Raw genomic sequence first — 14,794 nt, 5'->3', positions numbered from 1 at the left:
TGTTTGCAAGCAGCTTAATCATAAAAATTGTAGAAGATCTTACAAGCAACGTATTCCCCCTCCATCACACCCGAAAAGCATAAGCTGATATGCAATGTGCCGACAGGATGTCGGCCAAGTCTTGTCTGGCATAGGGATGTGCCTTACAAGGCGGTTGCACTATATCGGCTTAGGGTTTGAGGATTGAGTGTGATGCTGGGGCGATGTTTTCTTGGTTCGTTCTTTTTCGTCGTTTAAAAAGAATGAACGAGAAGCGCATGGATGCGCTTTGATATTAAACATGGAGGTTTATGTTGCTAACGACTGGTAGCTCGAAATTTACCGTAAAGTCAGCCCGTCCTCCTGACGGATTTCGACACCCATCCATGGACTACGACTTACTTTTCTTTGATGCCCAAAGAATCGTTGCGCAAAAGAAAGGGCACTCCCAACATCACACTGACTCCTCAAGTAAATTGCCAATATGAACGTCACCGCGGTGTAAGGGCCATCCTTGGCCCTGTCACCGCTTTTCACGCATCCATGCGTTGAAATGACTCATTGGCAATTCACTTTCGGGTGTGATGAGGGAGGAAAACGGTGCTGATAGTTTTGTTTGGTGCTTGCAGGCAAATTTGCTGCTTTGAGAGAAAAACTAGAGCTCGCAGTCAAAACCAATCCCCCCTCCATCACACCCGAAAAGCATAAGCTGATATGCAATGTGCCGACAGGATGTTGGCTAAGTCTTGTCAGGCATAGGGATGTGCCTTACAAGGCGGTTGCACTATATCGGCTTAGGGTTTGAGGATTGAGTGTGATGCTGGGGCGACGTTTTCTTGGTTCGTTCTTTTTCGTCGTTTAAAAAGAATGAACGAGAAGCGCATGAATGCGCTTTGATATTAGCCAAGGAGGGGATGCTTGATTATGGCTGCTTTGTAAAATCAAGTAATTAACCTGCTTAATTGCTCAGTCTAGCGGCCTCTGTACGCGTAAAAAATATAATTGCTTCTTAAGGCAAATGTAGGTGTAATGAATACATAATAAGCGCTGAGCAATGCAGGGAAAGCTTACATAACACTAGCTAAACTGATTACACTAGCTAGGAAAGTGAGAGCCTCCAAAAAGCCTATTTTTTCTATGTAAGCCATAGCATAAACAACACCAATTCTGACACACCTAGCTGCTCAGTCCAACAAGCGATTATGCAACACAAACTGCATGTCGCATAAATACTAAAATGTTATGTTTTCAGAGAAGGAGCCTAAATCACCATGGAAAAAGTTATAGCGGGTGCGCTCATCGTCGTTACGGGTTGGCTTGTAGCACATTTTAGCAAACTGCATTTTGAGAAAAGGTCAGCGCAACTCGCTCGAATTAACGAACAATTAGAAAATCTATATGGGCCACTAATGGCAACATTAACGGCAAGCCATGAAACTTGGGTTTCTTTTACTAAAAAACATTGGCCTAGTCATGGAATGCCAGGGTATTTTGGAAAAGGTGAAGACCAACTTTCAGAAGCTGAATTGCTAAAGTGGAGGACATGGATTGTAAATGTATTCCACCCTCTTAATGAGAGAGTTGAATCAATAATAATCGAAAATATACATCTCATTGAAGGAGATGAAATTCCTGAAGCATTCACGCTGGCGCTATCCCATGTTAGTTCATATCGAGCAGTTATAGCTCAATGGGAAAATCAGGACTTTTCGGAACATGTATCTGTGAATAATTGGCCAACGAAGGGTTTAATGGATTCAGTAAAGCCAGTATTCGATGAATTAACCCGAAAACAGTCAGAATTATTAGGTAAAAAAACATAACAAGCAAAGGCAGCATCGCCAATACGTGGCTGGACACGCTAACGCGCGCCGCTGCTTTGGGCGCTATACGAAAGGGGTTTTATGAAATATTCAATTTTGGTGTCATTAGCAATTGCTTTACTAATGGGGTGTGCTTCAAAACCATTACCTGATAGAGCTAATGCTACCCTACAAGAAACAGCAAATCCAACATATCCAGCTTATGCTGCTCGCAATAGAATCGAAGGCTATGTTCAAATGAGTTTTGATATCAGTGAAAGTGGAAAGCCTATTAACATTCAGGTACTAAAGTCTGTACCTGAACAAGTCTTTGATAAAGCTGCAATCAAAGCTCTCTCCAATTGGAAATATGCCCCTAAAGTAGAGAATGGCGTTGCCGTTATTCAAAAAGATCTTAAGGTACAATTAGACTTTACATTAGGTTAAATGTATAGCTAACAAGCATGAAAAATAAGTCACACCCATCACTATTAACATCAAAGCTGAGGAAGTGAAGTAAATACTTAAATGCGGCGTTACCACAGCCTGCTATTGGCGCATATACGACCGTTAGATTTACTAAGTTTTATCAGCCAAATCTAACAAAGTAAGTTAAGGTTTACTCATATTAGCATAAAAAAACCAGCGTACTGACGCTGGTTTTTTGGGTTACTTCTTCTTTTTAACCTTGGCGGCTTTCTTTTTCGCTTTGATTTTCACCGGATCTTTTTTCTTCTTCGGTGCTTTTGCTTCTTTATGTTTAGGTTCAAGGCCTTTAATTACACGGCGCTTAAGTTTTTGGTCGGTGTAACGCTCAACCTTACCTAAAATCTCAACATCGTGGGCTTCAACCAAGGAAACCGCGGTGCCTTTTTTACCAGCGCGGCCTGTACGACCGATGCGGTGTACATAAATATCTGCGGTGCGCGGCATGTCAAAGTTAAATACGTGGCTGATATCCGCTACGTCGATACCACGGGCTGCAACATCTGTTGCCACTAAGATATTCGTCTTACCACTGTGAAAACTTGCCATCGCAGCCATGCGTTTGTCTTGTGGCATCTCACCACGCAGCCAAGTGGTTTTAATGCCTTTGGCAAATAGCTCGCCAACGAGTGTTTCTAGGCGCTCACGTGTTTTTACGAAGATAACCGCTTTGGTTACTTCTTCGTCATCAAGCAGTTGTGCGAGCAAATTGACTTTGTGCTCGTAGTTATCTGCAAGGTGAACCCACTGATGAATTTTACCTTTTTCTTTACGTGATGGCGTAGCTTCAAGTAGTGCTGGGTCTTGTAGTATACGTTCAGCAAACTTCTCAACGCTTTCGCCCTCAAGGGTTGCAGAGAACAAAAAGCACTGACGACGGTTAACCGCTTCAGAGCAAATACGTAGCATTTCTTTTCGAAAGCCCATGTCTAGCATGCGATCCGCTTCATCTAAGATCAGTAGCTCAACATTTTCTGCGTGGAAGTTCTCGGTTTCAAGATATTCCATCAAACGACCTGGGGTTGCGATGAGGATATCATTGTTCTTTTCGAAGATTTCTTTGTGACTACCGTAATTAATACCGCCAGTTACCACGCCTATCTTAAGGTTAACACCCGCGGCAAGGAGTTCACATTGCTCGTGTATTTGATAGGCAAGTTCACGCGTTGGCGTCATGATAAGTACGCGGGCAAAGCCTGGCTCTTTGCGAGGGAAATCAAGCAAATACTGAATCGCAGGGATCAAGAATGCAGCGGTTTTACCCGTACCGGTTGGTGCGCTGGCGAGAATATCTCGGCCAATTAGCGCTTCAGGAATAGCCATCTGTTGAATGCTGGTGGGAGTATCGAAACCCATTTTTTTAATCGCACTAATCAGCTTGCTGTCTAAATCAAATTCAGTAAATTGCATATTGCATCACAAATAAAGGACAATAGCGGAATTATACGTTGCTATTGCATTTTCTCAAAGGTATAGGATGTCTCAGTTTGCATTTAAACAGTTTTCGGTGACCCAGCATCATGCGGCAATGAAGGTTTCGACCGATGGTATTTTGCTTGGCGCGTGGGTTCCACTCGTTGAAGCCAAGCGGATTGTTGATGTCGGAACGGGAACTGGGCTTATCGCATTGATGTGTAAACAGCGAAGTCCAATTAGCACAGTCCATGCGGTTGAGATTGATGACGATGCGTTAAAAGATGCAGAGTTTAATATCAAGCACAGCCCGTGGCCTGATATTGAGCTGCATCGCTGTGCAATACAAGAGTTTGATAGCGAGCTACGGTTTGACCTCATGGTATCAAACCCACCTTACTTCAACGCGAGTTTGAAAGGAGAAAATCAAGCGAGAAATAGAGCGCGACATACAGACAGCCTAAGTTTTGATGCCTTGCTTGATGCCTTCGAAAAGTTTACGACGGATGCTGGGCAACTTGCGGTAATTTTACCCTATCAAGAGAGCTTGCTTTTTTGTCAGCTTGCCAAAGCGCGAAATTGGTTTCTTGTTTCAAGCTGTGCGATTAAAACCACCCCGAGTAAATCTTACTCTCGCAGATTGCTACTGATCAGCAAACAAAACATAGCACAACCCAGTCATGAGCAATCGTTGGTGATATACGATGTAGATAACCAATATACGAATGATTTTGTTTCTTTATGTCATGAGTTTTACCTAAAAATGTGATGGATATTTTTTGCTCGTATCGTGATTTATCTTCTACACTTTAGCTGAGAAATAGTCAGAATCATCGTGTCAAAAGTGCAGTCTGATTTACGTGTACTTAGCTGGTTTAATTCGCTTGTGTAGGTGTTCATGAAAAAAGCCGAGATCCCAAATAACGAAGAAAATCGCCTCAAAGCGCTGCGCGAATATAAGGTATTGGATACTGCTGCAGAAGCAAATCTTGATGAAATTACGCAGCTGGTGTCAGAGATCTGTGAAACGCCTATCGCGCTTATTAGCTTGATAGACACAAATCGCCAATGGTTTAAGTCTAAAGTGGGGCTGGAGGTGGATGAAACCCATCGAGATATCTCCTTTTGTTCTCATGCAATTTTGCAAGAAGATGTATTTGAGGTGCAAGACGCCCTAGAAGATGAGCGCTTTTTTGACAATCCACTGGTTACTGGTGGCCCGAAAATCCGCCATTACTCCGGTGCACCGCTGATTAGCTCAGGCGGCTATAAGGTAGGCACTATTTGTGCTATCAGTGATAAGCCTAAAAAACTCACCGATTTGCAAAGGAAAACACTCGCGACCTTGGGTCGTCAGGTAATTCGGCAACTTGAACTGCGCAGAGAAGTAAATGTACTTAAGCTGCTCAATGATTCCAAAGACAATTTCTTATCTGATATCAGCCATGAACTGCACACCCAACTTAATGCCATCATTGGTTTTAATGATGTGGTACTCAACTCAGCTGAAGCTGAAGGGTTTTCTGAATCTACGACAAGCTACCTGCAAAATATAGAAACAGGGGGAAGTAAACTGCTTACTGTCATTGATTCCGTATTAGAGCTTGAGCTTATTGAAGGTGAAAAAGTTCAGTTTGAACCTATTCTTTGTTCATTACCCGATTTACTCAAACAGTCAGTTGCTCGCTTTGCTACTGAGGAAAAACAACACGATATTACGATTACGCACTCTATTGCTGGTGTCTATAAAGGTGAGGCTTTGATGCTCGATAAGGATAAAGTGTCACGCGTTATAGAGACTTTACTCGACACTGCAATTCAGAGCAGCGAGGCTGGGCAAGAGGTGGTGCTCAGAGCATATGTCATTGGTAATGAAATACAGTTTATCGTAAAAGACAGTGGTAAAGGCCTTTCAGCGCTTGAGCAAAGTAATCTGTTTGACCGTTTTAGTATGTTTGAGGGCAGAGGAAACTTAGGGGTTGGGTTAAGCCTATGTGTAACTAAAGCACTTATTGATATTATGGGAGGGCGGATCAGTGTCTCCAGTCAAGAGGGCGAAGGAACTGAGGTGGTGTTTATTATTCCGTGCCGAAGTGAAAGTGGAGTCAAAGTCGCTTCGCCACCAAAAACAGAGCATATCGCCATTTTCTATCATCAAATTGGTGTAATAGAAGACAATCCGCTTAATCAGCTACTGATCACTGCGATACTCGACAAACTGAATTGTAGTTATGATATTTTCGAATCTGCTGAAGCCTATTTTGAAGTGGCAAAAGAAAAACACTTTGACATCATTTTTATGGATGTGAATCTTCCGGGTATGAGTGGTACAGAGGCGGCACATTTAATCAAACAAGAAAATTCAAGGTTACCGATTTTGGCGATAACCGCTGATATTTTCTTAACTCAAGCTCAAAATGAAGTTTTTGATAATGTGATCCATAAGCCGTACAAGCTATCTCAAATTGAGGCCGCATTGAGCCAGTTTTATAAGTAATAACACGGCCTTGAGTTACATTAATTAGTGCTAACGCTTACTGCGCTAAACATCTAATTCGGCGTATTCCGTCATGATTTGCTCTATCCAAGTTGCGATACGCTCGTCGCTTTTATCGTATTGACTGTCTTCATCTAGTGCCAGGCCAACAAACTGACTTTTATCTTCGGTAAGTGCTTTTGACGCTTCAAATTCATAGTCATCTGAATTTGGCCAGTAACCTAAAAAGGTGACGCCTTGAGGGGCAATTTTTTCATGTAGCATGCCTAGTGCATCTTGAAACCATTCACCATAACCTTGTTGGTCACCCATGCCGAATAGCGCTATCACTTTGTTGCTCAGATCAACGCTGTCGATATCGTCCCAGTGAGACTCCCAGTCTTCCTGAAGTTCGCCGAAGTCCCATGTTGAGATACCAAAAATGAGGAAGTCAAACTGCTCAGCTTGTTTTAGCGGCTCGTCCTTAATATTAAATAAGGTAATTGTGTCTTTGCCGATGATTTCTTGAATCTTTTCTGCGGCCATTTCTGTGTAACATGTTGTCGAGCCGTAAAATAACCCAATTTGCATTGTATTTATCACTTTCAATTTGACTGGTATTATAGGTGGCAAGTCTACATCATGACGTTAATAATTAATACAGGTACTCTGTGAGCGAACACCAAGCAACTTCCCATACACTGTCCGATCCGCAATATATAGAAGCCTTTTTAGATGCACTATTTTTGGAGCAAGGGCTCAGTGAAAATACCATTGCAGCCTATCGCAGCGACCTTGAAAAATTTCTCTTATTTATAAAAGCAGAAACCTCGGTGTCTTCTTTACTGGCAATCACAAGTCAGGACGTTGAGGCTTATTTGGCACACAGAATAGACAAGGGCTTAAAAGCAAAGAGTAACGCGCGAGCCATCAGTGCATTAAAGAGATTTTATTTATATTGGTTGCGAGAAAAACAAATCGCGCAGTCTCCACTGGATACTATTGCGCAACCTAAAACAACACTGTCGTTGCCAAAAACCTTGTCAGAGCAAGAAGTTGAGGCCCTGTTAAATGCTCCTGATTGTGACGACCCTATGGGGTTGAGAGATAAGGCTATGCTCGAACTCTTGTATGCCACGGGGTTGCGCGTGACTGAGTTAGTCGGGCTAAGAATGGAGCAAGTCAACATGAGACAAGCTGTTGTACTTGTGCGTGGTAAGGGAGGCAAAGAACGCTTAGTGCCTATGGGTGAAGAAGCATTGCATTGGATTGAACAATTTCTCAAAAAAGGGCGGGGCTTAATGATTAAGCATGCTACCGATTTTGTCTTTCCATCCAAGCGAGGCATAGGTATGACGCGACAAACTTTTTGGCATCGCATAAAACACTATGCTATTTTGGCAGACGTTAAGTCGCCGTTATCGCCACATACGCTACGTCATGCTTTTGCAACACATTTATTGAATCATGGCGCTGACTTGCGAGTTGTGCAAATGATGCTTGGCCATAGCGACTTGTCGACGACTCAAATTTATACACATGTTGCCAGTGAACGTTTAAAAACATTGCACCAGCAGCATCACCCAAGAGCTTAATTTTTGTTGCTTGGGAATTATTTATGGTTACTCCGGTCTTAGTGAGTAACACAAAGGGGCGTGTGATCCCCTCAAATAACAGGTTTAGAGAGAACATAATGAAAAAACTAATAGTTGCCGCTTCACTGGCATTGAGCTTTGGCGCTTTCGCTGAGCAAGTTGAGGGTCCTGTCGCACCAACAGCACAAGTAGACCCAATTACGACGCAATTTAGCGGATTGGGTATAACGGTTAAGCAAATCAAAGATAGTCCGCTTGCTGGCTTAAAAACAGTGATCACAGATAAAGGAGTGCTGTATTCAAGTGCCGATGGTAAATATCTGATTCAGGGCACTATGATTGATCTTGATAACCGTCGTAATATTACCGAAGACGCGTTGAGTGATGTGCGCCAGAAAGGTATCGCTGAATACGAAGACTCAATGATCGTCTATAAAGCGGAAAACGAAAAACATCAAATCACGGTATTCACAGACATTACTTGTGGCTACTGCCGCAAACTGCACCGTGAATTAGAAGATTATTTAGCGGCAGGTATTACCGTGAAATACCTAGCTTTCCCACGTGGTGGCTTGCGTGGCTCAGGCTATGAAGATTTGAAAAATGTATGGTGTGCAAAAGATGCCGCTGCTGCACTTACTGAGGCGAAAGCTGGTGGTGAAGTGAAACCAGTTGAAAACTGCCAAGCGCCAGTAGCCGAGCACTATCAACTAGGGCAAAGTTTTGGCATTTCAGGAACGCCAGCGATCATTCTTGAAGATGGTTCTATGATCCCAGGTTATCAACCTGCTGCAGCTATTGCACAAATGCTAGACGCAAATAGCCCTAAGTCATAATGACTCACGCTTAGCGATGGAGTTCGCGTTGAGAACTCGATAAGATAGCAAGATAAAGAATATAAAAGGCCATTTTGGCCTTTTTTGTTTTGTGAAAAAGTATGCATACAGAAATTAAACCAAGAGACTGGGTTGATGACAGCCATTTACCGGCTTCACTGCATCCCGTGATCAAGCAGCTTTATGCTGCCAGAGGGGTTAAATCGGTCGTTGAACTGGATAATAGCGCCGCAACCTTACACGATTTTAAATTATTTAAAGACATCGAGCTTGCAAGCCAAATTCTGGCTGAAGCACTTTCTTTGCAACAACAAGTGTTGATTGTTGGTGACTTTGACGCCGATGGCGCAACGAGCACCGCCGTATTAATGGAGGGTCTGCCTCAGTTTGGTTTTCAGCGTGTGGATTACCTCGTGCCTGATAGATTTAGCTTGGGGTACGGTCTAAGCCCTGCATTGGCCGAGCAAATCGTCGCCATAAAACCTGATTTGGTGATCACCGTTGATAACGGTATTTCCTGTATTCGCGGTGTCGAAATCGTGAAGCAAGCGGGTATTAAGGTGATTGTTACCGATCACCATTTACAAGGTGATGAGTTGCCGATTGCCGATGCGATTGTTAATCCAAATCGTCTTGACTGCGATTTCCCGTCTAAGTCTATCGCGGGCGTTGGGGTTGCCTTTTATCTGCTGATAGCGCTGAGGCATTACTTACGGGCGCAAAACTATTTTGTGGAGCAAAATGTCGCGATGCCAAATTTGGCGACATTATTAGATATTGTTGCCCTAGGAACCGTGGCTGACGTTGTGGCGTTGGACGCGAATAACCGCACTTTGGTACACCAAGGACTCGCCCGGATCCGTAGTGGTCAAACGCGACCGGGGATCCAAGCGCTAATCGAGGTTTCTAACCGTAATAATGCTAGATTAAGTGCCAGTGATTTTGGCTTTGCGTTAGCGCCAAGACTCAATGCCGCGGGGCGTCTTGACGATATGAGTTTAGGTATTGCTTGCTTGTTATCGAAAGACATTAACCAAGCTCGCCGTATTGCATCCGAGCTCGATAGTCTAAATATAGAACGACGCGAGATTGAGCAAAGTATGCAGCAAGAGGCGCAAGCGGTATTGGAGCGTTTGGTACTTAAAAGCCAAGAAGTACCAGATGCCTTGTGTTTGTATCAAGATGATTGGCATCAAGGTGTGATAGGTATTCTGGCGGGACGCTTAAAAGAAAAATATCACCGCCCATGTATTATTTTTGCACAAGGCGACAACGGCGAGATAAAGGGCTCATGTCGTTCTATTGAAGGTCTACACATACGCGACCTCTTAGAGTCAATCAATACCCAGCACCCAGAATTAATTGTAAAGTTTGGTGGTCATGCGATGGCAGCAGGATTGACCATTTTAGAGTCTGAATTTGCGCGGTTTAAACAGGTATTTGAACAAAACGTCAGTGCGACGCTGAGTGAAGAAGCAAAGCAAAGCATTCTGTTGACGGACGGTGAACTGCCGGGCGATTGCTTTACCATGGATTTTGCTTTTGAACTACAGCAGGCAGGTCCGTGGGGGCAGCAATTTAGTGAGCCGGTATTTCAGGATGTATTTGAGTTGGTGCAGCAACGTATTGTTGGCGACAAACATCTAAAACTTGTGCTTAAGCATCGTTCGGGCCGATTGGTTGATGCGATAGCATTTAACGTTGACGTTCGAGCTTGGCCAAATCTCCAGGCAACCCATGCTTTATTTGCTTATCAATTAGATATTAATGAGTTTCGTGGTAAATATAATTTGCAGCTCATTGTGCGTGAACTTCAGGCGCAATCGAATTAATAGAGATGTGCGTACTGAGTTTGTTAAAAAACTCCCAAAATTCTCACTTTAAGGGATGCTAAGCGCGGTTATTATTTGATACTATTAGTCGCTTAAATCTATGGTCTGACCCGTTGTCAGACCTGTTTGTGTGAATTCACAAACCGACAAATTTAGTTCTGGAGTAAAGGTAAATGTTTGAAGTGAATCCTGTGATTAACCAAATCAAGGAAATTCGCGAACGTACAGAGCTTCTTAGGGGGTATCTTTGACTACGCTCTAAAGCAAGAGCGTTTAGAAGAAGTTAATGCCGAATTAGAAGATCCCGCTGTATGGAATGAGCCGGAAAGAGCCCAAGCACTGGGCAAAGAAAAATCGAATTTAGAAGTGATTGTTGAAACCATCGACAATCTCGTGTCTGGTGCCGATGATGCAGAGGGTTTAGTTGAGCTCGCCGTAGAAGCCGAAGATGAAGAAACCTTCACTGAAGCAGAGCAAGAGGTCAACGGCCTTGTTGAGCAGCTGGAAAAACTAGAGTTTCGTCGTATGTTCTCAGGCGAGCAAGATGCCAACGATGCGTACATCGACTTACAGTCAGGCTCTGGCGGTACTGAAGCTCAAGACTGGTGTAACATGTTGCTGCGTATGTACTTGCGCTGGGCTGAGGCGAAAGGCTTTAAAGCCGAAATCGTTGAAGCGACAGATGGCGATGTTGCTGGTATTAAGGGCGCGACAGTTAAAGTCACGGGCGAATATGCTTACGGTTGGCTTCGTACAGAAACGGGCGTACACCGCTTAGTACGTAAGAGTCCTTTTGATTCAGGCGGCCGTCGTCATACTTCGTTTGCTTCTGTATTCGTTTACCCAGAAATTGACGACAATATCGAAATCGATATTAATCCTGCAGATCTTCGTATCGATGTATATCGTGCATCGGGCGCAGGTGGTCAGCACGTTAACCGTACAGAATCAGCGGTACGTATTACGCACTTACCAACCAATACGGTAGTGCAGTGTCAGAATGACCGTTCGCAGCACAAGAACAAAGATCAAGCGATGAAGCAGTTAAAGGCGAAATTGTTTGAACTTGAACTGCAAAAGCAAAACGCTGAAAAGCAAGCCCAAGAAGATGCAAAATCTGACATCGGCTGGGGCAGCCAAATCCGTTCATACGTGCTAGATGATTCACGTATTAAAGATTTGCGTACAGGTATTGAAAATCGCAATACCCAAGCCGTACTAGACGGCGATTTAGACAAATTTATCGAAGCAAGCCTGAAATCAGGCCTTTAATCCACAAGCTAAACTAAGAGCTAAACAATGACAGATCACAATCAAGACGAAAATAAACTTATTGCTGAGCGTCGTGGCAAGCTAGATGCGATCCGGGAAAATTGCCCTGCGAATGGCCACCCGAACTCATTCCGCCGCGAAGACTACACACAAGATCTACAGGCTAAGTTTGGTGATAAATCGAAGGAAGAGCTAGTAGAACTTGATCATCATGTTTCTGTTGCGGGTCGTTTGCTTGCGAAACGTGGTCCTTTCTTAGTGTTGCAAGACATGAAGGGTCGTATTCAGGCTTATGCTTCAAAAGACGTACAAAAAGACCTAAAAGAGAAGTATGGTCAATTAGATATCGGCGATATCGTTGGTGTTAAAGGTCCGCTTCATAAATCCGGTAAAGGCGATTTATACGTCGACATGGTTGAGTATGAACTACTGACTAAGTCGCTACGTCCACTACCTGAAAAGTTCCACGGCCTGACTGACCAAGAAGCAAAATACCGTCAGCGTTATGTTGATTTGATCACTAACATGGACACACGCGAAACATTCCGTATTCGTTCAAAAGTGATTGAAGGTATTCGCCGTTTCTTAGCCGAGCGTGACTTTATGGAAGTGGAAACGCCGATGCTACAGGTTATTCCTGGCGGTGCGTCTGCACGTCCTTTTGTAACGCATCACAATGCACTAGATATTGATATGTATCTACGTATCGCGCCTGAGCTATATCTTAAGCGTTTAGTGGTTGGTGGTTTTGATCGTGTGTTCGAAATCAACCGTAACTTCCGTAACGAAGGTTTATCTACGCGTCATAATCCAGAGTTCACTATGATTGAGTTCTATCAAGCATACGCGGATTACAATGATTTGATGAACTTGACTGAAGACATGTTACGCACCGTGGCACAAGACGTGTTAGGCACTACTACGGTTGTTAATACTGTGAAGAATGCTGAAGGCGAAGTGACAGAGACGATTGAGTATGACTTTGGCAGTGCGTTCCAGCGTTTGTCTATGGCTGATGCTATTTTACAATATGGCCCAGATGCTGAAGCACAAGCTGAAATCTTCAAAGATCCAGAAAACCACTTTGAAGCACTAAAAGCATACGCTAAGAAAGTTCACGTTAAGATCCCTGAAAACTGTGTATGGGGTCCAGGTAAGTTCCTATGTGAAATCTTCGAAGAAGTCGCTGAACACAGACTTATCCAACCGACGTTCATTACTGAATATCCTTGGGAAGTGTCACCGCTTGCACGTCGTAACGATGAAAATCCATTTATCACAGACCGTTTCGAGTTCTTCGTTGGTGGCCGTGAGCTTGCAAATGGTTTCTCTGAGCTTAATGATGCTGAAGATCAAGCTGCGCGCTTTGCTCGCCAAGTGGAAGAAAAAGATGCAGGTGACGATGAAGCAATGCACTACGATGCGGATTATATCCGTGCGCTAGAGCATGGTTTACCACCAACAGCAGGTGAGGGGATTGGTATCGATCGTCTTGTGATGTTGTTCACGGACTCACCGACTATTAAAGACGTTATCTTGTTTCCGCATATGCGTCCTGAAGTGCAAGCTGAACAGTAAGTATTTTCACGTAATCTGAAAGTACATCTAGAAAAGCGCCTTATGGCGCTTTTCTGTTATTTTCGTAAGATAAATCTTACAGTATTTCTAAATACTTAGTTTTATTATGTAGTTATTGCTAACTCCTATTCATAATAAAAGTTGTTTCTCTTTTGAAACTAGATTATCCCAATTTCCTAACTAGTCTTTTTCAAGTTCTAATGCTGCGTTAAAAATAACGAATAGGGAATCCAAAAAGATGAGCAATAATGAGTTTGAAAATGTCGATGAGCACGAGCAAGCGAGAATCTTATATTATCGGGCTTGTATCGCTGAGTTTCAGCAGCTTGGTTATCAAGAAGCATTTTTAGACGAAGTTTTGCGTCAACAACGTGCATTAAGAAATACCTATAGCGATCCTAACCCCCTACAAAATGAGTAAAAATTGGCGTTAGTGCCGAGTAACTAAGCAGACTGCACAATCTATCACCATTCAGTGCTTTTTTACAAGAAAAGTATTTGACATATTTTTTCTAACCTATATTATACGCCCCACAAGACGGAGAGGTGGCCGAGTGGCCGAAGGCGCTCCCCTGCTAAGGGAGTATAGGGTTTGTAGCCCTATCGAGGGTTCGAATCCCTCCCTCTCCGCCATTTTTAATGGTTGTCTTGTACGGACGCATAGCTCAGCTGGATAGAGTACCTGGCTACGAACCAGGCGGTCGGAGGTTCGAATCCTCCTGCGTCCGCCACTTTTCCTTAAGTGGTTAAATAATAAAGGTAGGAAACAGGCGTTGGAGGTTCACCTTCACAAAATATTTCCTGAGTCCAGCACTTTTCTTTAAGTGGTTAAATATTAAAGAAGTTGGAAAACTATACATTCGTAACGGACGCATAGCTCAGCTGGATAGAGTACCTGGCTACGAACCAGGCGGTCGGAGGTTCGAATCCTCCTGCGTCCGCCACTTTTCTTTAGGTGGTTAAATATAAAAGAAGTTGGAAAACTATACATTCGTAACGGACGCATAGCTCAGCTGGATAGAGTACCTGGCTACGAACCAGGCGGTCGGAGGTTCGAATCCTCCTGCGTCCGCCACTTTTCCTCAAGTGGTGAAATAAAGAGATAAACAAGCCGACGAAAGTCGGTTTTTTTGTGTCTAATATCCATGTAGGAGCAGGTTTACCCTGCGATCTTTTACGAAAGTTAAATATGACGACGCTCGGAGGTTCACTCTCCACAACATACGTCCTGCATCCGCCACTTTTCCTCAAGTGGTGAAATAAAGAGATAAACAAGCCGACGAAAGTCGGTTTTTTTGTGTCTAATATCCATGTAGGAGCAGGTTTACCCTGCGATCTTTTATGAAAGTTGAATATGACGACGGTCGGAGGTTCACTCTCCACAACACACGTCCTGCGTCCGCCACTTTTCCTCAAGTGGTGAAATAAAGAGATAAACAAGCCGACGAAAGTCGGTTTTTTTGTGTCTAATATCCATGTAGGAGCAGGTTTACCCTGCGATCTTTTATGAAAGTTGAATATGACG

At 43.5% G+C, this 14,794-nt stretch carries 12 protein-coding genes and 4 tRNA genes; 14 read left to right on the top strand and 2 right to left on the bottom strand.

Features of this window, described 5'->3' with window-relative positions:
- Positions 1-1,250 precede the first annotated feature (1,250 nt).
- A complete protein-coding gene (locus tag L3V43_RS02010; RefSeq protein WP_237115812.1) occupies positions 1,251-1,802 on the top strand; it encodes a hypothetical protein in 552 nt (183 codons plus the stop codon).
- A gap of 81 nt (positions 1,803-1,883) precedes the next feature.
- A complete protein-coding gene (locus L3V43_RS02005) occupies positions 1,884-2,228 on the top strand; it encodes an energy transducer TonB (RefSeq protein WP_102057311.1) in 345 nt (114 codons plus the stop codon).
- 222 nt (positions 2,229-2,450) lie between these two features.
- Here L3V43_RS02005 and srmB read toward each other — a convergent pair whose 3' ends face one another.
- Positions 2,451-3,677, bottom strand: a complete 1,227-nt coding sequence (gene srmB, locus L3V43_RS02000) for an ATP-dependent RNA helicase SrmB (RefSeq protein WP_010606189.1) — start codon at positions 3,675-3,677, stop codon at positions 2,451-2,453.
- A gap of 67 nt (positions 3,678-3,744) precedes the next feature.
- Between srmB and L3V43_RS01995 the strand changes: the two genes are divergently transcribed.
- The gene (locus L3V43_RS01995; RefSeq protein ID WP_237115813.1) at positions 3,745-4,449 is read left to right on the top strand and encodes a methyltransferase; all 705 of its coding nucleotides are present in this window, start codon (positions 3,745-3,747) and stop codon (positions 4,447-4,449) included.
- Positions 4,450-4,578: 129 nt separating this feature from the next.
- A complete protein-coding gene (locus tag L3V43_RS01990; protein WP_102057309.1) occupies positions 4,579-6,177 on the top strand; it encodes a response regulator in 1,599 nt (532 codons plus the stop codon).
- A gap of 45 nt (positions 6,178-6,222) precedes the next feature.
- On the opposite strand, the gene fldB is transcribed toward L3V43_RS01990, so the two are convergent.
- The gene (fldB, locus tag L3V43_RS01985; protein WP_010375981.1) at positions 6,223-6,747 is read right to left on the bottom strand and encodes a flavodoxin FldB; all 525 of its coding nucleotides are present in this window, start codon (positions 6,745-6,747) and stop codon (positions 6,223-6,225) included.
- Positions 6,748-6,827: 80 nt separating this feature from the next.
- Between fldB and xerD the strand changes: the two genes are divergently transcribed.
- The 10 genes from xerD (at position 6,828) to L3V43_RS01935 (ending at position 14,344) form a co-directional block, all read left to right on the top strand.
- On the top strand, positions 6,828-7,751 hold the full coding sequence (gene xerD, locus L3V43_RS01980; RefSeq protein WP_010606193.1) for a site-specific tyrosine recombinase XerD: 924 nt from the start codon (positions 6,828-6,830) through the stop codon (positions 7,749-7,751).
- Between the two features lie 98 nt (positions 7,752-7,849).
- On the top strand, positions 7,850-8,587 hold the full coding sequence (gene dsbC / locus L3V43_RS01975; protein ID WP_010375978.1) for a bifunctional protein-disulfide isomerase/oxidoreductase DsbC: 738 nt from the start codon (positions 7,850-7,852) through the stop codon (positions 8,585-8,587).
- A 101-nt stretch (positions 8,588-8,688) separates the two neighbouring features.
- On the top strand, positions 8,689-10,419 hold the full coding sequence (gene recJ / locus L3V43_RS01970; protein WP_237115814.1) for a single-stranded-DNA-specific exonuclease RecJ: 1,731 nt from the start codon (positions 8,689-8,691) through the stop codon (positions 10,417-10,419).
- Between the two features lie 173 nt (positions 10,420-10,592).
- Positions 10,593-11,691 (top strand): peptide chain release factor 2 gene (gene prfB, locus L3V43_RS01965; RefSeq protein WP_099030198.1). Its coding sequence is split into 2 segments (ribosomal slippage): positions 10,593-10,667 and positions 10,669-11,691, totalling 1,098 coding nucleotides; the frame shifts between segments, so codons are not numbered across the junction.
- Positions 11,692-11,718: 27 nt separating this feature from the next.
- The gene (lysS, locus tag L3V43_RS01960; RefSeq protein ID WP_010375973.1) at positions 11,719-13,269 is read left to right on the top strand and encodes a lysine--tRNA ligase; all 1,551 of its coding nucleotides are present in this window, start codon (positions 11,719-11,721) and stop codon (positions 13,267-13,269) included.
- A 238-nt stretch (positions 13,270-13,507) separates the two neighbouring features.
- Positions 13,508-13,690, top strand: a complete 183-nt coding sequence (locus L3V43_RS01955) for a hypothetical protein (protein ID WP_010375970.1) — start codon at positions 13,508-13,510, stop codon at positions 13,688-13,690.
- A 119-nt stretch (positions 13,691-13,809) separates the two neighbouring features.
- A tRNA-Ser gene (locus tag L3V43_RS01950) sits at positions 13,810-13,902 on the top strand.
- A 21-nt stretch (positions 13,903-13,923) separates the two neighbouring features.
- Positions 13,924-14,000 (top strand) — tRNA-Arg (locus tag L3V43_RS01945).
- Positions 14,001-14,136: 136 nt separating this feature from the next.
- Positions 14,137-14,213 (top strand) — tRNA-Arg (locus L3V43_RS01940).
- A 54-nt stretch (positions 14,214-14,267) separates the two neighbouring features.
- Positions 14,268-14,344 (top strand) — tRNA-Arg (locus L3V43_RS01935).
- Positions 14,345-14,794: the final 450 nt, after the last annotated feature.

Source organism: Pseudoalteromonas sp. L23, from assembly GCF_021728455.1.
Classification (GTDB): Bacteria; Pseudomonadota; Gammaproteobacteria; order Enterobacterales; family Alteromonadaceae; genus Pseudoalteromonas.
The sequence above is the reverse complement of the archived record's forward strand: the minus strand, read 5'-3'. Positions and strand labels throughout refer to the sequence as shown.

What these genes read in the sequence shown, in the direction of transcription:
- L3V43_RS02010 (WP_237115812.1), top strand. Translation starts at nt 1,251, where the DNA reads ATGGAAAAAGTTATAGCGGGTGCGCTCATCGTCGTTACGGGTTGGCTT.
- L3V43_RS02005 (WP_102057311.1), top strand. Translation starts at nt 1,884, where the DNA reads ATGAAATATTCAATTTTGGTGTCATTAGCAATTGCTTTACTAATGGGG.
- srmB (WP_010606189.1), bottom strand. Translation starts at nt 3,677, where the DNA reads ATGCAATTTACTGAATTTGATTTAGACAGCAAGCTGATTAGTGCGATT.
- L3V43_RS01995 (WP_237115813.1), top strand. Translation starts at nt 3,745, where the DNA reads ATGTCTCAGTTTGCATTTAAACAGTTTTCGGTGACCCAGCATCATGCG.
- L3V43_RS01990 (WP_102057309.1), top strand. Translation starts at nt 4,579, where the DNA reads ATGAAAAAAGCCGAGATCCCAAATAACGAAGAAAATCGCCTCAAAGCG.
- fldB (WP_010375981.1), bottom strand. Translation starts at nt 6,747, where the DNA reads ATGCAAATTGGGTTATTTTACGGCTCGACAACATGTTACACAGAAATG.
- dsbC (WP_010375978.1), top strand. Translation starts at nt 7,850, where the DNA reads ATGAAAAAACTAATAGTTGCCGCTTCACTGGCATTGAGCTTTGGCGCT.
- recJ (WP_237115814.1), top strand. Translation starts at nt 8,689, where the DNA reads ATGCATACAGAAATTAAACCAAGAGACTGGGTTGATGACAGCCATTTA.
- lysS (WP_010375973.1), top strand. Translation starts at nt 11,719, where the DNA reads ATGACAGATCACAATCAAGACGAAAATAAACTTATTGCTGAGCGTCGT.
- L3V43_RS01955 (WP_010375970.1), top strand. Translation starts at nt 13,508, where the DNA reads ATGAGCAATAATGAGTTTGAAAATGTCGATGAGCACGAGCAAGCGAGA.